Genomic DNA, 18,211 nt, shown 5'->3' with positions numbered 1-18,211 from the left:
CTGCTGGCGAATCAAGGATTGCTGCGTGGGCGGATGAGCACATACTGCGTCCACTCGCCGCGACGCACCAGCACATTCACTGGCTTGGTCAGGTCGGCCTTGGCCAGCGCTGCTTCAAAGCTCTTGATGCCAGTCACTTCCTGGTTGGCCACGGCCAGAATCACATCGCCCTCGCGCAGGTTGGCACGCGCTGCAGCGCCCGATGCGGTCAGCACACGCACACCACCCTTGATGCCCAGTTCCTTTTGCTGTGCAGCAGTCAGGTCACCCACCACCAAGCCCAGCTTCTTGGCCGTAGCGGTTGCGATGGAGCCGGACTCAGCAGCTTCGTCAGTTTGCACCTGTGCAACCTCCTCTGGCTCGACCTCTGCGACCACGATGGACAGGTTGCGCAGCTGACCGCGACGGAAAACCGTCACCTCCGCCTTGCTGCCAGGCTTGGTGTTACCCACCATGCGCGGCAGGTCGGCCACCTTCTCAATGTCTTTACCATCGTATTTCACGATGATGTCACCGGCCTCGATGCCGGCCTTGGCAGCTGGCGAGTCAGGCTCCACCGCAGACACCAGCGCACCCTGAGCCTTGCCCAGGCCAATGGACTCCGCCACATCCTTGGTCACCGCACCGATCTGCACGCCGATGCGGCCACGCGAGACCTTGCCTGTCGCACGCAGCTGGTCGCTCACGCGCACAGCTTCATCGATAGGGATGGCAAAGGAAATACCCATAAAGCCACCGGAGCGCGAATAGATCTGGCTGTTAATACCCACCACTTCACCATGCATATTCAGCAAGGGGCCACCGGAGTTACCAGGGTTAATCGCCACATCGGTCTGGATAAATGGCAGGTAATCACCCGTATCACGCTGCTTGGCCGAAACAATACCGGCTGTCACGGTATTTTCCAGGCCAAATGGAGAGCCAATCGCCAGCACCCATTCACCCACCTTGAGGTTATTGACATTGCCAATCTTCACGGCAGGCAAGTCCTTGGCGTCGATCTTGACCACCGCCACGTCAGTGCGCTTGTCCGCACCCACAATCTTGGCTTTGAATTCACGCTTGTCCGCCAGCGTCACAATCACTTCGCTGGCGCCATCCACCACGTGGGCATTGGTCATCACATAGCCATCGGGGCTGACGATAAAGCCGGAACCTACACCGCTGGGGCGTACTTCCTCATCATCACCGGGCGCAGGGCCGGGACGACCCTGGCGAGGTGCATTGGGCACAGGCAGACCAAAGCGGCGGAAGAACTCCAGCATTTCTTCATCCATGCCGCCAGATGCCATGGGATTGCTGCGCACCTTTTCAGCGGTGCGAATATTCACAACCGCTGGGCCCACCAGGTCTACCAACTGGGTGAAGTCAGGCAGGCCAGAGACCACGGGCGCCGTCGCAGCCTGTGCGTGCGCTGCGGGCAGCACATTGGTGCTGACGCTGTCCTTCCATGCCACGGAGCCTGCACCAGCCGCAATACCCACAGCCAAGATGGCAGCATAAATAGATTTCATTTTCATCGAAGACATTTTCTACACGTCCTTTTCTAAATTTCTTTCTGCACAACGTGCAGCTGCATACTCAGAAAAAAAGACCAGCAATTGGTTCCCAGCTTTATAAACCGTTTACATAAATACAGTTTTCTTTGCAGCAAAGGCCCAATATAAAAAAAGAGCGGCTTGCGCACGCTCTTTCTATGTTTGGGCATCATTTGAACTGGAATCCCTTATTCATCCAACGCAAAGTGCTCACTTTTTTGAAAGTAGACTTACTTGCTGCCGGCCTGTGCGCTACTGCGCGCGGCAAAGCTGGCATTGCGCAAGAACTCCGCAGGCGTCTGCAGCGAGGGACGGCTGGCATATTGCTGGTGATTGGCCAGCAGCGCGTCCAGCTTGGGATCACGCAGCACATCGCCCTCACCGGTAGCTACCAGCACGGGCGTACTGATGCTTGCAGGCGCTGCCGCAAGCTGCGCACCCTGTGGTGCATTGACCGTGCCCAGCAAATTCCAGCCCAGCGCTGCCACGGCAGCCACGGTAGCAAAGCTCGCAGCCACCTTCCAGCGGAACACGGAGCTGTTCGCCGCAGGATCGCGCAGCGGCACCACGCGGGCATCAGACTGGGCCAGGCCAGTCGCCACCTGCTGCAGCTGCGAAGAAGCCAGCTGCAAGGGAGGCGGCTCCTGTGCCAGCTTTTCACGCAGGCCGCTGAGCAAATCGTGCTGACTGTGGTGCGCCAGATCGGGCGAGCGCAGCACATCCCCCACGAGATGGTAGATCTCCCAGCTTGCGCAGCCTTCTGCAGACTCTGCGCACGCCAAGGCCTGCTCCAGTTCTTCACCGTGCAGCTCGCCATCCACCAAGGCAGACAGCAATTCCTTGTTCATTTCTTGTTCCATCATGGGTTCACCTGCTCACTGGCTGTAGACCAATATCCTTTTCTCACCATCGCTTGCCACTTTGGCGCTCCAGCAAAGGCTTGACCTTGGCTGAAATCGCTTCACGCGCCCGAAAGATACGCGAACGCACCGTACCAATCGGACAATTCATGGCTGCTGCGATTTCCTCGTAGCTCAGACCTTCAATTTCACGCAATGTCACGGCCTGGCGCAAGTCTTCGGGCAAAGCATCCATGGCTGCATTCACAGCTGCAGCAATCTCCTGCGCAGCCATGACAGTCTCTGGCGTTTCGTCTGTACTTGGTTCGTTTCGTGCACGAAAAGTTTCATCGTCCTCGTCCGAAACATGTAACGCACTCTCGAGCATGACCGGATCGCGCCGCATCTCCACCAGCGCCTTCTTGGCGGTATTGACAGCAATGCGGTACAGCCAGGTATAGAACTGCGCCTCACCCCGGAACTGGTGCAGCGCCCGGTAGGCACGCAAGAAAGTTTCCTGAGCAATATCCTGCACCAGATCGGGATCGCGCACCATGCGTGCAATCAGGCGTTCAATGCGGCGCTGGTATTTGATCACCAGCAGCTCATACGCGCGCTGATCGCCCGCAACGGTACGTTCCACCAGTTGCAGGTCACTGTCAGAGGAAAGAGAGGGCGCAGAGGCTGAATTCATGAAAGCGAAGTTCTCTCGCAGAGGGCATCGTGCCGCACAGTGCAGAAGCGGTTATGCAGCCCCTGACTGTTGGTGGGGTTGCGACAGATAAGCTGATGAATATACCGCACGCCGTAAATCCAGCCAGCGCTCAGGCGCCCATTTTTTCTCGAGCAGCACATGGCAGCTACGGCCCTGCTGGCACTCCAGCCGTAGCACCAGCAACTGCTGCATATCAGCAATCACCCGCAGCGATACCAGCACAGCGCTGCTGCCACCGCCTTGCACCAGACTCCAGCACTTGCCATCCCAGTGCAGATGGCCTTGCGGCAAGCGCAACAGGCTGCAGTGCACGGCCCAGACCTCCAGCACCCAGCACACTACAGCAGCCAATGCTGCAAGCAACAACCCCTGGCCCGCCCCCAGCCAGAGCCACATCAGCAGCAGTGCAGCGCTAAGCACAGACACCCACTTCCAGATACACCACAGCAGCACCGGACGCTGCAGCGGATAGTGCACGGCGGGACTGTGGCGAGCGGTCATGCGTACCTCATGCAAATCAAAACAAAACCCGCTTGAGCCTTGCAGCCACAAGCGGGTTCAGTCACAGAGAAGGCATTTTCACACCTTCCTGCCAGATGCTTAGATGCGCTTGAAGATCAGCGATCCGTTGGTGCCACCAAAGCCAAAGTTGTTCTTCAGTGCCACGTCGATCTTGGCATCGCGCGCCACATTGGCGCAGTAGTCCAGATCGCAGTCAGGATCCTGATTCAGCAGATTGATGGTGGGAGGAATCTTCTGGTCATGGATAGCCATGACGGTAAAGACGCTCTCGATACCACCAGCACCGCCCAGCAGGTGACCCGTCATGGACTTGGTCGAGCTAACCACGGTCTTGTAAGCCGCGTCGCCCAGCGCTGCCTTGATGGCGTTGCTTTCGTTCTTGTCGCCCAGAGGAGTCGATGTGCCGTGTGCGTTCAGATAGTTGATCTGATCAGGGTTCACACCGGCATTGCGCATGGCGTTGAGCATGGCGCGGCGTGGGCCGTCCATATTGGGCGCAGTCATGTGACCAGCGTCAGCACTCATGCCATAACCGCCCAGCTCGGCGTAAATCTTGGCGCCGCGTGCCTTGGCGTGCTCGTACTCTTCGAGCACCAGTACACCAGCGCCTTCGCCCAGCACAAAACCGTCACGGTCTTTATCCCAGGGGCGCGATGCGGCCTTGGGGTCGTCATTGCGCGTAGACAGTGCGCGCATGGCTGCAAAACCGCCGATACCCAGTGGGGATACAGTCGATTCAGCGCCACCGGCGATCACGATGTCCGCGTCGCCGTATTCAATCATGCGTCCAGCCTCACCGATGCAGTGCAGGCCAGTGGTACAAGCCGTCACCACCGACAGGTTGGGACCCTTGAAGCCATGACGCATGGAAACGTGTCCAGCCACCATATTGATAATGGAAGCGGGCACAAAGAATGGGGTGATGCGGCGGGGGCCGCGATTGGACAACTCAATCTGAGTGTTCTCGATCAGGGGCAAGCCCCCGATGCCAGACCCAATCACGCAACCGATGCGGGTAGCAAGGTCATCGGACAAGGCCTCACCCGTAGGCAGGCCTGCATCCTTCACAGCCTGATCCGCAGCCGCGATGCCATAGTGGATAAAGGTGTCCATGGAACGCGCATCCTTGGCGCTCATGTACTCCTCTACATTGAATCCCTTGACCTCGCCTGCAATCTGGCAGGAGAAGTTAGAGGCATCAAACTTGGTGATGCGGTCAATACCGGACTGGCCGGCCAAAAGATTGGCCCAGGCTTCAGCCACCGTGTTGCCCACGGGGCTGATGCATCCCAGGCCGGTCACGACAACGCGACGACGGCTCATGCGTTCAAACCTTATTTTTATCGCTTCGGTGCGTAAATGCTTAATGAATTAAGCCTTGTGGTGGGTATTGGCGTAGTCGATGGCGTTTTGCACCGTCGTGATCTTTTCAGCATCTTCATCGGGGATTTCGATGCCGAATTCATCTTCCAGGGCCATCACCAGTTCGACCGTGTCCAGGGAGTCAGCGCCCAGGTCAGCCACGAAGGCCTTTTCGTTGGTTACTTGAGACTCTTCAACGCCGAGTTGTTCAGCAATGATTTTTTTGACACGTGCTTCGATATCGCTCATGGTTTCCCTCAGGGGGTTGTGAATGAACCCGCGATTCTAGCCGTTTCAGGAAATCCTCCCCGAAACAGCCTGCCGTCGCGAGGAAACGGCATAACTTTCGTTAATTTACATGTACATGCCGCCATTGACATGCAACTCGTGTCCGGTAATGTAACCAGCCCCTTCCGAGGCCAGGAAGGCCACGGCATGTGCAATGTCGGCAGGCTTGCCCAGCTGTCCCAGAGGGATCTGTGCTGCCAAAGCCTTTTGCTGCTCTTCAGGCAGCGCTGCTGTCATATCTGTAGCAATAAAGCCAGGAGCCACGCAGTTTACGGTAATACCGCGGCTGCCCAACTCACGCGCCAGAGCGCGGGACATACCTGCTACGCCAGCCTTGGCTGCTGCGTAGTTGGCCTGACCGGGGTTGCCCGTGGCACCGACCACGCTGGTCACACTGATGATGCGGCCAAAGCGCTGCTTCATCATGGGGCGAATAGCCGCACGACTGAGTCGGAAAACAGCCTTCAGATTGGTATCCAAAACGGCTTCCCAGTCCTCATCCTTCATGCGCATGGCCAGGGTGTCACGGGTGATGCCGGCATTATTGACCAGCACATGCAGACCGCCTTCGTTCTTGACCAGATCGTCAATAAGCGCGTCCACGCCTGCGGCGTCGTTCACATTCAGATTCACACCACGGCCGCCCTTGGCAGCCAGGGTTTCGGTAATACGTGCGGCACCAGCGTCAGTGGTGGCAGTACCAATCACAGTGTAACCACGCTCAGCCAGTTCGGCTGCAATGGCCGCGCCAATACCGCGCGATGCGCCAGTCACCAGCGCAACTTGTTTCTTTTGTTCGGTCATGCGAGCAATTCTTTCACTTCTGTCAGCGTAGCAGGGTCATAGAGGGCTGCGCCCACCAGTTCTGCATCAATGCGCTTGGTCATTCCTGCCAGCACCTTGCCAGGACCGCACTCTACCAAATGCGTAACGCCGCGAGCCTTCATGGCCTGCACGCATTCCACCCAGCGCACAGGGCCAAAAGCTTGACGGTACAGCGCATCACGGATAGCGGCTGCATCTGTCTGCACCGCAACGTCGATGTTGTTGATCACAGGAATCTGGGGCACACCCAGCTCCAGCGCATCCAGCGCGACCTTCAGCTTCTCAGCTGCAGGCTTCATCAGGCTGGAGTGGAAAGGCGCGGACACAGGCAGGGGCAGCGCACGCTTGGCGCCTGCTTCCTTGACCGCTGCGCTGGCAGCTTCTACCGCAGCCTTGGAGCCCGCGATCACGGTCTGACCTGGGTCATTAAAGTTCACGGCTTCCACCACTTCGCTGCCGCCCAGCTGAGCGGTCACAGCGGCGCAGACTTCCTTGACCTTGTCGGCAGGCAGACCCAGCACGGCAGCCATGGCACCCGTACCCACTGGCACGGCCTCCTGCATGGCAGCAGCACGCAGGCGCACCAGCGGTGCGGCCTGGGCCAGCGTCAGCACGCCAGCAGCCACCAGCGCCGAATACTCACCCAGCGAGTGACCGGCTACAGCATCAGGCATGGCACCGCCTTCAGCCTGCCAGACACGCCAAGCCGCCACGCCGGCGACCAGCATCACAGGCTGGGTGTTGGTGGTCAGCGCCAAAGCTTCCTTGGGGCCGTTTTGGATCAGCGCACCAATGTCTTCACCCAGGGCGTCCGAAGCTTCCTGCAGCGTCTGTGCGACGACGGGGTGGTCACCCCATGCGTCCAGCATGCCTACGGACTGCGAACCTTGCCCCGGAAAGACGAATGCGAATTTCTTCATATGACGGTCACTCGTTATTAATAAAAAACGGCTCTAGCGCTTATTTAGCAAGCGCTAGCAGCTACATATTTAAAAGCACAGCACCCCAGGTGAAACCGCCACCCACGCCTTCGAGCATGACGGTGTCACCCTTTTGGATCTTGCCGCTACGCACCCCTTCATCCAGGGCCAGCGGAATGGAGGCCGCCGAGGTGTTGCCATGCTCCTGCACGGTCACAATCACCTTTTCCATGGGCAGCTTCAGCTTGCGGGCGGTGCTTTGCATGATGCGGATATTGGCCTGATGGGGCACCAGCCAGTCAATATCAGCCTCGGTCTTGCCTGCTTTCACCAGCACAGCACGCGCCGCCTTTTCCAGCACGCCGACCGCCAGCTTGAACACTGCCTGACCATCCATGGTCAACATGGGTGAGCCCATGACATTACCACCCGAGACATTGCCGGGCACGCACAGAATACCGACATGCTGGCCATCAGCGTGCAGATCGGTGGCCAGAATGCCGGACTCTTGCGAAGCTTCCAGCACCACGGCACCCGCACCATCACCAAACAGCACGCAGGTGGTACGGTCATCAAAATTGAGCAGGCGGCTGAACACTTCGGCTCCCACCACCAGCGCGCGGCTGGCAGCACCCGAGCGAATCATGGAGTCCGCCACGGTCAGCGCATACACAAAGCCGCTGCACACAGCCTGCACGTCGAACGCAGGGCAGCCATTGGCGCCCAGCTTGTTCTGCAGAATGCAGGCGGTCGAGGGAAAAACCATATCGGGCGTCGATGTCGCCACGATGATCAGATCGATGTCCTGCGCCGTCACACCGGCGGCTTCCAGCGCCTTGCGCGAAGCCTGCAGAGCCAGATCACTGCTGTAGGTGTTGCCATCCGCAAAATGGCGTGCCTCAATCCCAGTGCGCTCCACAATCCATTCGTGGGAGGTTTCGATACCACGTTCAGCCAGTTGAGCGGCCAGTTCATGGTTGGTCAATCGGCGTTCAGGCAGGTGACTGCCCGTGCCAATGATGCGTGCATATCGTGTCATGTTGTCTCAAGCCACCGTGTCGCCATGGGCTGCAGCGCTGGCAGCTGACTCCAACACAGGGGCCGTCTGGGCGATGCGACCTTGCACACGGTCAAGTAGGTTATTGCGGACTGCATCATAAGCGCGGTTCAAGGCATGCTCGTAACCGGTTCTGTCGGCAGATCCGTGGCTCTTGAATACCAGGCCACGCAGCCCCAGCAGGGCTGCACCGTTATAGCGGCGATGATCCATGCGCTTCATCAGCGCCTTTAGCACGGGATAAGCCAAGATGGCAGCAAATTTGGTGAAGATGTTGCGTTTAAATTCCGTCTTCAGGCCACCCACGATCATGGAGGCCACACCTTCCGAAGACTTCAGCGCCACATTGCCGACAAAGCCGTCGCAGACCACAATGTCTACGCCGCCCTTGAAAATGTCATTGCCTTCGACATTCCCGACAAAATGGATCGCGTTCGCCTCATTCGCACTGCGCAGCAGTTCGCCTGTGCGTTTGATGACTTCATTGCCCTTGATGGCCTCTTCCCCAATATTGAGCAAGCCCACCGAAGGTTCTGTGTTCTGCGCACGCAGCGCTGACACCAGAGCAGAGCCCATCACTGCAAACTGCAGCAGGTGCTCAGGCTGGCAATCCACATTGGCACCCAGGTCCAGCACCGTGGTGGCAGCGCCTTTTTCGTTGGGCAGCTGTGTGGCAATGGCTGGACGGTCAATGCCATCCATGGTTTTCAGCAGGTAGCGGGACACCGCCATCAGCGCCCCGGTATTGCCAGCAGACACGGCGACCTGCGCCTTGCCCTCCTTGACCTGCTGGATGGCCACGCGCATCGAAGAGTCCTTCTTGCGACGCAGGGCGACCTCCACCGGGTCATCCATGGTCACGACTTCCGAGCACGGCACGATTTCTGCGCGCTCGTGTGCCTGCCAGCCTGCAAATGCGTCGGGCAAGCCCACCAGCAGCAAACGCGCCTCAGGATGGGTAGAAAGAAATTGGCGGCACGCAGGAAGCGTAACGCTGGGGCCATGATCGCCCCCCATGCAATCGACTGCCAGTGTGATCATGAATGACTTAGGGGTCTGCTGCAGACCAGAGCTGGAATAAGCAGCATTAAAAAACAAAAGCCCGAGCTACGAGTAGCTACGGGCCTTTAGACAGCTGAAACGCTATTAGGCTTCAGACTTGTTCTTCAACACCTGACGGCCACGGTATACACCGTTGGGGCTGATGTGGTGACGCAGGTGCACTTCGCCGGTAGTGGATTCCACTGCGATGCCTGGCACATTCAGAGCGTTGTGCGAGCGGTGCATACCGCGCTTGGAAGGGGACTTTTTGTTTTGCTGAACAGCCATGATGGCTCCTGAGTCTTGAAAGGGTTGGTAAAAATACGCGATCAGCCCATTAAAGACACGAGGGGGTTTCGCGCGAAGCCCCCGATTATAGCGCAATCCCGGCAAACAAAGCGAGGCCTCCAAATTCTCAGAGGAAATCGCTGGCCAGCACCGGAATCACCACGCGTCTTTCTCAGACCTGCATTGAACAGCCGCTGCTGCAAAATGCCTGTCAAAAACCGCCCGAAGGCGGTGGCAAGACTGATCACATACAGGTTTGGGTATCAGTCCGCATTCTTGCGCAGGCCAGCCAACACTGCAAACGGATTGGTCTTTTCCTCATTCGCCGCCTCGAAATCCGTGTCGCTCGATGCCATGGGTACAGATTCCGGGCAGACCTCGTGCATGGGCACAAAGGGCAATGCCATCAGCAGCTCATCCTCGATGAGCTGGCGCAGATTGAAATCCTTGTTCAGCGCCAGCACGTCTTCTTCGGCTTCGTCGTCCAGCGTCTCGGCCGTGGCCTCATCCTTCACAAAGCGGAACGAGCGCTCCACATGCAAAGGCATGGTCACGCTGCCCAGGCAGCGCTGACATTGCATGGGCAGCTGGGCTTCCACATCCAGGTGCAGCCACAGCTGACCGGGGCCGCCGGTTTCAGGCTCGTGCTCACCCTCGGCGTACCACGAGACCATCATGCCATCCACGCTGGCATGTGCTTCCTGGGCCAGGCGCTCAAATGCAGATACAGGCTCTTCACCTTCGATCACTGCATTGGCCTTGGCAAATGCGGCGACATCAAGGTGATCCAATGAATATTCCTTGCTCATGGCGGCAGTGTAAGAGAATCCCTGTATGTCTGAATCCCTCACCCCACAGCGCCCCTTGATTCTGGGGTCTACCTCGCGTTACCGCAGAGAACTGATGGAACGCCTGAACATCCCCTTCACCACGGCTTCACCGGAAGTGGATGAAACCCCGCTGCCCGGCGAAGCCCCCGGTGCACTGGCCATGCGCCTGGCACTGGCTAAGGCCCATGCCGTGGCTGAGCAGCACCCCGATGCCATCGTGATTGGCTCGGACCAGGTGTCCGACCTGAACGGCCAGCCCATGGGCAAGCCGCTGGTGCATGAGCGCGCTGTCGAGATGCTGCGCGCCATGCGCGGGCAGACCGTGCTGTTTCACACGGCCGTGGCCGTGGTCTGCAAGGCCACAGGCTTTGAACACAGTGACATCGCAGTGATCAAGACCGTCTTTCGCAGCGATCTGAGCGACGACGCCATCGAGCGCTATCTGCGCGCCGAGCAGCCTTATGACTGCGCAGGCAGCGCCAAGAGCGAAGGCTTAGGGATTAGCCTGCTGGACGCCATCCACAGCGATGACCCCACCGCCCTGATTGGCCTACCCATGATCCGCACCTGCCGCATGGTGCGCGCTGCAGGAATCCAGCTGCCATGAACGACCACCACAGCCGCAAGGGCAAGCTGTACCTGGTGCCAGCGCCGCTGGACTTTGGCTGCGGCACCCAGTCACCCATTACCGATGTACTGCCTGAGCTGACGCTGCGCACCGCTGCCAGCCTGCAGCACTGGATCTGCGAAAACGCCAAAAGCGCGCGCGCCTACCTCAAGCGCGTGGGCGAGCACACGCCGCTGATCGCCCCCATTCAGCAGATGCAGTTGCAAGAGCTGCCCCGCGAAGCGCACAAGAAAGGTGACCACGGCGGCAAAAGTGGCGCAGTGTTTGATGCCAAGGCGCTGCTGGCACCTGCACTCGCAGGCCACGACATGGGCCTGGTCAGCGAAGCGGGCATGCCCGCCGTGGCTGACCCCGGCAGCTCCATCGTGCGTGCCGCGCACGATGCGGGCATTCCCGTGATACCACTGGTTGGCCCCGTATCGCTCTTGATGACACTGGCTGCCAGCGGACTGAACGGCCAGAACTTTGCCTTTGTGGGCTACCTGCCCCAGGATGCCAGCCAGCGCACGCAGCGCATCAAGGAACTGGAGCAGCTGGCCCAGCGCCACAACCAGGCCCAGCTCTTCATTGAAACACCCTACCGCAACCCCGCGCTGTGGCAGGCACTGCTGACAAGCCTGCAGGCCAATACACGCCTGGTGATGGCCAGCGGACTGACGCTGGAAAGCGCCAGCATCCAGAGCCGCTGCGTCAAGGACTGGAAAAAGCTCGGCACCGCGCCTGACAACCGCACCCCCGTCGTATTTGCCATCGGCCAGTAAAGACTGCTCAATAAAAAAGAGCGCCTTGCGCTGAATGCACAAGGGCTTCAGAATGTTTTATATCTGAATCCTTTGTATATACAGCGCAAGGCGCTCTTGTTTTTGAAGATCTGATTAGCGCAGCTGGAATCCCAGGTCACGCAGCGCACCAACCGCACCGCCGCCGATGGAAGCGCCAAAGCGCTTGGCAAAACGCTCTGCCAGATTCTCATTGCGCGTGTAGTCCACGATGTCTTCAGCCTGCACCACTTCGCGCGCCACGCTGTCCAGCGAGCCAAACTTGTCCGCCAGCCCCAGCTCCACCGCCTGCTGCCCTGTCCAGAACAGGCCGCTGAAAGTTTCATCCGTAATCTTCAGGCGCTCACCGCGGCCTGCCTTGACCACATCAATGAACTGCTGGTGGATCTGATCCAGCATCACCTGCACAAACTCACGCTGCTCAGGCTTGACGGGGCTGAAAGGGTCCAGCATGCCCTTGTTGTCACCCGCGGTGTACAGGCGACGCTGCACACCCACTTTCTCCATGACTTCGGTAAAGCCAAAGCCATCCATGAGCACACCAATGCTGCCCACGATGCTGGCCTTGTTCACAAAGATTTCATCGGCCGCCGCTGCAATGTAGTAGGCCGCCGAGGCGCAGGTTTCTTCCACCACGGCGTAGATGGGTTTGTTGTGCAGCGACTTCAGGCGCACGATTTCGTCATTGATCATGCCCGCCTGCACAGGACTACCACCGGGCGAGTTGATCAGCAGCACCAGCGCGCGCGAGCCTGGATCTTCCAGCGCCGTGCGCATGGCGGCATTCACAAACTCCGCATTGGCCGTGGAATCACTGGCAATCGTGCCCTTGATCTCTACCACCGCCGTATGGGGGCCGCTCATGGCCGTGCCCGAGCTTGCACTGCCCATCCACCACGCTGCCGCAACAATCAACGCCACCCAGGCCATGCGCCAGAAGTTGCGCCAGCGGCGTGCTGCACGCTGCTCCTTGACCGTGGCGAACACCAGGCGCTCGAGCACATCACGCTCCCAGCCTGGCTTGGACGAGGGTGATGCGCCGCTCTTGGAGCCATCCTGTGCACCGGAAGCAGCACGTGCCCACAAATCCTGGCCAGGCACCTGCTCTGGCGCAGCAGCGCCCTCACGATCGGACGAAGAAGGAGAATTCATAGACTCGCTTTACTGGTTGCAATCTCTGCTGGCAGTATGCCAGCGCGAAACCATGCGCATCTTACGCATGGGCCTGGAGCCACTGGTGCAGCTGAGCCACGTCCTGCGCCACATGCAGCGGGCTACAGGCCTGCAGCTGCTCGGGCGCATGCGCACCATAGGCCACGCCCACACTGGCACAGCCTGCATTGCGCGCCATTTCCAGGTCGTGCGTGGTGTCACCAATCATCAGCAGGCGCTCGGGGTCCACACCAAACTCCGCCATCAGCTCCTGCAGCATCAGCGGGTTGGGCTTGCCCGCGGTTTCATCGGCCGTGCGCGAACTGTCAAACACACCGCGCAGGTCGGCCTGCTGCAGCGCCTCATTCAAGCCCCTGCGGCTTTTGCCCGTGGCTACAGCCAGCAGGTGACCGCGCTCACGCAGCGCATCCAGCATAGGCAGCACGCCCTGGAACAGCGTGACCTGCTCCTGCAGCTTGAAATAGTGGTAGCGGTAGCGGTTAGCCAGCTCGGTGTACTTTTCCTGGGGCACATCGGGCGCGGCATAGGCCAGCGCCGGCATCAGCGCCATGCCAATCACATAGGAGGCACGCTCGTCCGAAGGCACTGCGCCCCCAACATCAGCCACCGCCAGCTGAATGCTGCGGGTGATGGCGACGGTGGAATCAAACAAAGTGCCATCCCAGTCGAAGGCAATCAAATCAAATTGGCGAGCACGCATGGCAACCCTGTAGTTCATGAAAAGCGGTTTCAGGCCACAAAGTCTGCCAGTTCTCTGGGCAGCTCGGCACGAATTTCAATGCGCTCCTGCGTAGCAGGATGGTTGAACTGCAGACGCCAGGCATGCAGGAACATGCGCTTGAGGCCCTGCTTGGGCAGGCGCTTGTTCAGGTCAAAGTCGCCATACTTGTCATCCCCCGCAATGCCATGGCCCTGCGAAGACAGGTGCACACGGATCTGGTGCGTGCGGCCCGTCTTGATGGTCACTTCCAGCAGACTCATCGCAGGCAGCCCCTGCATGGGCCGGGGTTCATGCTGCGAGCGCACCTTGACCAGGGTCAGCGCGCGCATGGCATCCGGGTCGTCCGGCGTGGTCACGCGCACGCGGCGCTCGCCATCGGGCAACAGGTATTTATGCAGCGGAGTGTCAATGACCTTCTTGTTCGCAGGCCATGCACCGCTGACCAGCGCCAGATAGGTCTTACCCGTCTCGCGTTCACGGAACTGGTCCTGCAGCTTGGTCAGAGCCGAGCGCTTCTTGGCCACCAGCAAAATGCCGGAAGTCTCACGGTCCAGACGGTGCACCAGCTCCAGGAACTTGGCCTGTGGGCGCGCCTGGCGCAGCTGCTCAATCACTCCAAAGCTCACGCCCGAGCCGCCGTGTACAGCCACACCGGCTGGCTTGTCGATGGCAATCAGGTGTTCGTCTTCAAACAGGATGGGAAACTCACGCGCTGGCGCGGGTCGGTCCGCCTTTTCCTGCACTTTTTCAGAAATGCGCACGGGCGGCACGCGCACCACATCCCCGGCTTCGACACGGGAGTCAGCCTGGCAGCGGCCCTTGTTGATACGCACCTCGCCACTGCGGATGATGCGGTAGACATGGGTCTTGGGCACCCCCTTGAGGTGACGCATAAGAAAGTTGTCCAGACGCTGACCTGCCCCGTCTTCATCGACCTCAATCAGACGCACAGCAGCAAATGCGGGGTTTGGGGTACGTTCTTGGGGCTGTTTGCCCTCTATAATGTGTTTCACCTGCGCGAACTTTATGTGTAAGTGGTTGTTTCATCTGGATTTTAGTCCACCCAGCCATTTCCCCCGGCGCAGGCAGGTCGATGCCACAGATGCCGTGTCCGCGTAAAAGCACCCAGATCGTCGTGCTGGCGGTGCGGAATTTGTCTGGTTGACGCATTGAAACACTGAACGGAATCTTCACGTGGATGGTGGTGTATGGGAGCGATTGCTCCGGGCCATCCTCGTATATGAAAAATCAACGAGCATGTGGGTATTGATTTCTTGGTTGCTACGCGTGACGCAGAGGCATGAGCCTGTGCAGCATGCGCCTGCGCTGAATGCCCGCCCTCCAGTCCTCGCGAAAGCAAGTCTCCGCCGCAGGGTGCAAGGCTTGAACGCAGCAGCGCTCGTACCCTGCCTCCTGCCCTTGCCACCTTTGCTGACATAACTACAGCACTGCACGCAATCAGGCCCAGGGCGATTCCCCTTCTTTTCGTTTCAACGCAGCAATCCGGCATCAACGGCTCCTATAGAGCCTGTCTTTGATGAAGAGTCAAAGGCGTGTCGGCCAGGCAGCGTTGTCGCTGTCGGCCGGCCGCCGTACAACGAAAAGGATATGCATCATGAAACGGATGCTGATTAACGCAACGCAGTCCGAAGAACGCCGCCTCGCGATCGTTGATGGACAGAAGCTGCTGGACTACGAGATCGAGATCGAAGGTCGGGAACAACGCAAAGGCAATATCTACAAAGCCGTCGTCACCCGTGTCGAGCCCTCTCTGGAAGCATGCTTTGTTGACTATGGTGAAGACCGCCACGGCTTCCTGCCTTTCAAGGAAATCTCCAAGCAATACTTTGCCGAAGGCATTGCCCCCAGCCAGGCCCGCATCAACGATGTGATCAAGGAAGGCCAGGAGCTGATCGTTCAGGTTGAAAAAGAAGAACGCGGCAACAAGGGCGCAGCCCTGACCACCTTTATCTCGCTGGCTGGCCGCTATGTGGTGCTGATGCCCAACAACCCCCGTGGTGGTGGCGTTTCGCGCCGCATCGAGGGCGAGGAACGCGCCGAGCTCAAGGAAGCCATGGACCAGCTGGAGTACCCCAAGGGGATGTCCATCATCGCGCGCACAGCCGGTATCGGCCGCACCGCGCCCGAGCTGCAATGGGACTTGAACTACCTGCTGCAGCTGTGGAGCGCCATTGACGGTGCGGCCAAGGCTGGCAAGGGCGCCTTCCTGATCTACCAGGAATCGAGCCTGGTGATCCGCGCCATTCGCGACTACTTCAACAACGACATCGGCGACATCCTGATCGACACCGACGACATCTTCGAGCAGGCGCAGCAGTTCATGCAGCACGTCATGCCCGAGCATGCCAGCCGTGTGAAGCGCTACCGCGACGATGCACCGCTGTTCAGCCGCTTCCAGATCGAGCACCAGATCGAGTCCGCCTACTCGCGCACTGTGCAGCTGCCTTCCGGCGGCGCCATCGTGATCGACCACACCGAAGCGCTGGTGTCCATCGACGTGAACTCGGCCCGCGCCATCAAGGGCGGCGACATCGAGGAAACCGCCACCCGCACCAACCTGGAAGCTGCTGACGAAGTGGCACGCCAGATGCGCCTGCGTGACCTGGGCGGTCTGATCGTGATCGACTTCATCGACATGGAAGACGCCAAGAACCGCCGCGAAGTGGAAAACCGCCTGCGCGAAGCCCTGCGTCAGGACCGTGCTCGCGTGCAGTTCGGCACCATCAGCAAGTTCGGCCTGATGGAAATGAGCCGCCAGCGTCTGAAGCCCGCCCTGTCTGAAGGCGCGCACATCAACTGCCCACGCTGCGGTGGTTCCGGCCACATCCGCGACACCGAGTCTTCGGCGCTGCAGATCCTGCGCATCATTCAGGAAGAGTCCATGAAGGACAACACGGCCGCTGTGCACTGCCAGGTGCCTGTGGAAGTGGCTTCCTTCCTGCTCAACGAAAAGCGTACGGAAATTGCCAAGATCGAACTCAAGCAGCGCGTGTCCGTGCTCATGGTGCCCAACAAGTCGCTGGAGACGCCACACTACAAGCTCGAGCGCCTCAAGCACGATGACCCACGTCTGGAGAATCTGGACGCCTCGTACAAGCTGGCCGAAGAAGTGGAAGATGTGACCAAAGTCACACGCCGCTCGCAGGAACCCACCAACAAGCAGACTCCTGTGATCAAGGGCGTGCTGCCTGATGCACCTCCCGCACCTGAGGCGCGTCCCCAGCCTGCCGCACGCGCAGCCAAGAATGGCCGCCCCGCTGCACAGCAGGCAGCTGCCGCAGCACCACGCACCGAAGTGCGCGAACAAGGCTTCTTCGCATGGCTCAAGAGCCTGTTCGGCTTTGGCCCCAAGCCCGCGCCCGTAGAGCCAGTGGCTGCCCCTGTCAAGCCCGAGGGCACCCGCGAAGCACGTAATGGTGAGCGCAATGGCCGTGGCGGTCGTAACGGCCGCAACGGTGAACGTGGCGAGCGTGGTGAACGCAATGGCCGCAACGAGCGCAATGGCCGCAACGGTGAACGCAACGAGCGCAATGAGCGTGGCGACAACGAGTCCAGCCACCGCCGTGAAGACCGTCAGGATCGCCAGGAACGCGTTGAGCGCAATGCAGACAATGCACGCCCACAGCGCGAACCACGCAACCGTGGCGAACGCCAGCCCCGCAATCTGGAAGCTGCAGAGCAGCGCAACCAGCAAGGTGTGACCGGTGCTGAGCACAACACACCTGAAGCTGCTGAGCGCCCAGAGCGCCAGCCACGCCAGCGCCGTGAGCGTCAGCCACGCAACGTGGAAGTGCAGGCGCAAGCTGCAGCCGCGCAGCAGCTGGAAGCTACGGCACAGGCTGTGCAGGAAACGGTGAACGAAGCCCAGGCACAGGATGCAGCAGCACCCGCAGCCAACGGTGAAGACGCTCCACGCAATGGCCGCCGTTCGCGCGACCGCTACGGCCGTGACCGCCGCAACAACCGCGAGCGCCAGCCCGCAGCGCGTGACGAGAATGCAGCCGTAGCTGCAGCCGCTGAAAACGCCGAAGTCACACAGGCTCCAGACACCAGTGCTGAAGCAGTGACTGAAGTGAATGAGCAAAGCGCGCCACGCCGCAGCTACTTCAGCCAGGTTCAGCCTGCTGTGCAAGCTGCAGAGCCTGCCGCTGCAGCCCAGCCAGCAGCTGAAGCCGCACCTGCAGTGCCAGTAGCTGAAGCAGCGAACGCTGTGGTTGAGCCTGCTGCAGCCCCTGCCGTGCAGGAAGTCGCAGCGGTTGCCCCCAAAGCCGTGGAGCAGCCCCAGGCCGAAGCCGCTGCCGAGCCAGTGCAGGCAGCAGCACCTGCCGAAGTGCCTGCCGCCCAACCCGTGCACACCGCAGCCTACATCCTGCCCGTGCAGGAACTGCAAGAGCTGGCCAGCGCTGCGGGACTGCAGTGGGTGAACTCCGATGCGGAAAAGGTCGCTGCCGTGCAGGCTGCGATTGCTGCCGAGCCCAAGCCTGTGCACATCCCCCGCGAGCGTCCTCCCGTCGTGATTCTGGACGAAGGCCCGCTGGTGCTGGTGGAAACACGCAAGGACTTGAGCGCCATGGTGCTGCCGTTTGAGCAGACACCAGAGCACAACGCTTAAAAGCGTTGACACCAAATCGGGGGCCTCTGGCCCCCGATTGCATCTATCCCCC

18 protein-coding genes are annotated in these 18,211 nt (G+C 59.8%); 3 read left to right on the top strand and 15 right to left on the bottom strand.

What is annotated here, in order from left to right:
* Positions 1-11: 11 nt before the first annotated feature.
* The 12 genes from F7P80_RS08320 to F7P80_RS08265 form a co-directional block, all read right to left on the bottom strand.
* A complete protein-coding gene (locus F7P80_RS08320; protein ID WP_151043935.1) occupies positions 12-1,529 on the bottom strand; it encodes a DegQ family serine endoprotease in 1,518 nt (505 codons plus the stop codon).
* 239 nt (positions 1,530-1,768) lie between these two features.
* Positions 1,769-2,401, bottom strand: coding sequence for a sigma-E factor negative regulatory protein (locus tag F7P80_RS08315; protein ID WP_054067452.1), 633 nt, complete (start codon positions 2,399-2,401; stop codon positions 1,769-1,771).
* A 40-nt stretch (positions 2,402-2,441) separates the two neighbouring features.
* On the bottom strand, positions 2,442-3,071 hold the full coding sequence (gene rpoE / locus F7P80_RS08310) for an RNA polymerase sigma factor RpoE (protein ID WP_054067453.1): 630 nt from the start codon (positions 3,069-3,071) through the stop codon (positions 2,442-2,444).
* Between the two features lie 51 nt (positions 3,072-3,122).
* Complete coding sequence (locus F7P80_RS08305; protein ID WP_151043932.1) at positions 3,123-3,593, bottom strand: hypothetical protein; 471 nt, start codon at positions 3,591-3,593, stop codon at positions 3,123-3,125.
* Between the two features lie 99 nt (positions 3,594-3,692).
* On the bottom strand, positions 3,693-4,937 hold the full coding sequence (fabF, locus tag F7P80_RS08300; RefSeq protein ID WP_054067455.1) for a beta-ketoacyl-ACP synthase II: 1,245 nt from the start codon (positions 4,935-4,937) through the stop codon (positions 3,693-3,695).
* Positions 4,938-4,985: 48 nt separating this feature from the next.
* Positions 4,986-5,225 (bottom strand): acyl carrier protein, encoded by a 240-nt coding sequence (gene acpP / locus F7P80_RS08295; RefSeq protein WP_019575021.1) that lies wholly within the window; start codon positions 5,223-5,225, stop codon positions 4,986-4,988.
* Positions 5,226-5,330: 105 nt separating this feature from the next.
* Positions 5,331-6,068 carry a 3-oxoacyl-ACP reductase FabG gene (fabG, locus tag F7P80_RS08290; RefSeq protein ID WP_151043929.1) on the bottom strand — a complete coding sequence of 246 codons (738 nt, stop codon included), beginning with the start codon at positions 6,066-6,068 and terminating at the stop codon, positions 5,331-5,333.
* The gene (gene fabD, locus F7P80_RS08285) at positions 6,065-7,009 is read right to left on the bottom strand and encodes an ACP S-malonyltransferase (RefSeq protein WP_151043926.1); all 945 of its coding nucleotides are present in this window, start codon (positions 7,007-7,009) and stop codon (positions 6,065-6,067) included. Before fabD ends, fabG begins: the two co-directional genes overlap by 4 nt.
* A gap of 61 nt (positions 7,010-7,070) precedes the next feature.
* Positions 7,071-8,048, bottom strand: a complete 978-nt coding sequence (locus F7P80_RS08280) for a beta-ketoacyl-ACP synthase III (protein ID WP_151043923.1) — start codon at positions 8,046-8,048, stop codon at positions 7,071-7,073.
* A 6-nt stretch (positions 8,049-8,054) separates the two neighbouring features.
* Complete coding sequence (gene plsX / locus F7P80_RS08275; RefSeq protein WP_054067557.1) at positions 8,055-9,107, bottom strand: phosphate acyltransferase PlsX; 1,053 nt, start codon at positions 9,105-9,107, stop codon at positions 8,055-8,057.
* 105 nt (positions 9,108-9,212) lie between these two features.
* On the bottom strand, positions 9,213-9,395 hold the full coding sequence (rpmF, locus tag F7P80_RS08270; RefSeq protein ID WP_054067459.1) for a 50S ribosomal protein L32: 183 nt from the start codon (positions 9,393-9,395) through the stop codon (positions 9,213-9,215).
* A 263-nt stretch (positions 9,396-9,658) separates the two neighbouring features.
* Positions 9,659-10,204: a YceD family protein gene (locus F7P80_RS08265; RefSeq protein WP_054067460.1), complete on the bottom strand. Its 546-nt coding sequence runs from the start codon at positions 10,202-10,204 to the stop codon at positions 9,659-9,661.
* Between the two features lie 25 nt (positions 10,205-10,229).
* Here F7P80_RS08265 and F7P80_RS08260 point away from each other — a divergent pair, with 25 nt between their 5' ends.
* Together F7P80_RS08260 and F7P80_RS08255 are read left to right on the top strand one after the other, a co-directional pair.
* Positions 10,230-10,832 carry a Maf family nucleotide pyrophosphatase gene (locus F7P80_RS08260; protein WP_151043920.1) on the top strand — a complete coding sequence of 201 codons (603 nt, stop codon included), beginning with the start codon at positions 10,230-10,232 and terminating at the stop codon, positions 10,830-10,832.
* On the top strand, positions 10,829-11,614 hold the full coding sequence (locus tag F7P80_RS08255) for an SAM-dependent methyltransferase (protein WP_151043916.1): 786 nt from the start codon (positions 10,829-10,831) through the stop codon (positions 11,612-11,614). Before F7P80_RS08260 ends, F7P80_RS08255 begins: the two co-directional genes overlap by 4 nt.
* 114 nt (positions 11,615-11,728) lie before the next feature.
* On the opposite strand, the gene F7P80_RS08250 is transcribed toward F7P80_RS08255, so the two are convergent.
* The 3 genes from F7P80_RS08250 to F7P80_RS08240 all read right to left on the bottom strand — a co-directional run bounded on the left by F7P80_RS08250 (position 11,729) and on the right by F7P80_RS08240 (position 14,539).
* Positions 11,729-12,784, bottom strand: coding sequence for a S49 family peptidase (locus tag F7P80_RS08250; RefSeq protein WP_151043913.1), 1,056 nt, complete (start codon positions 12,782-12,784; stop codon positions 11,729-11,731).
* 61 nt (positions 12,785-12,845) lie between these two features.
* Complete coding sequence (locus F7P80_RS08245) at positions 12,846-13,505, bottom strand: HAD family hydrolase (RefSeq protein ID WP_240183980.1); 660 nt, start codon at positions 13,503-13,505, stop codon at positions 12,846-12,848.
* Between the two features lie 29 nt (positions 13,506-13,534).
* Positions 13,535-14,539 carry an RluA family pseudouridine synthase gene (locus F7P80_RS08240; protein WP_151043910.1) on the bottom strand — a complete coding sequence of 335 codons (1,005 nt, stop codon included), beginning with the start codon at positions 14,537-14,539 and terminating at the stop codon, positions 13,535-13,537.
* 602 nt (positions 14,540-15,141) lie between these two features.
* On the opposite strand from F7P80_RS08240, the gene F7P80_RS08235 reads away from it, so the two are divergent.
* The gene (locus F7P80_RS08235) at positions 15,142-18,159 is read left to right on the top strand and encodes an Rne/Rng family ribonuclease (protein ID WP_151043907.1); all 3,018 of its coding nucleotides are present in this window, start codon (positions 15,142-15,144) and stop codon (positions 18,157-18,159) included.
* Positions 18,160-18,211 lie beyond the last annotated feature (52 nt).

Origin of the sequence: Comamonas kerstersii (genome assembly GCF_008801935.1) — a bacterium.
Lineage (GTDB): Bacteria > Pseudomonadota > Gammaproteobacteria > Burkholderiales > Burkholderiaceae_C > Comamonas > Comamonas kerstersii.
The sequence above is the reverse complement of the archived record's forward strand: the minus strand, read 5'-3'. Positions and strand labels throughout refer to the sequence as shown.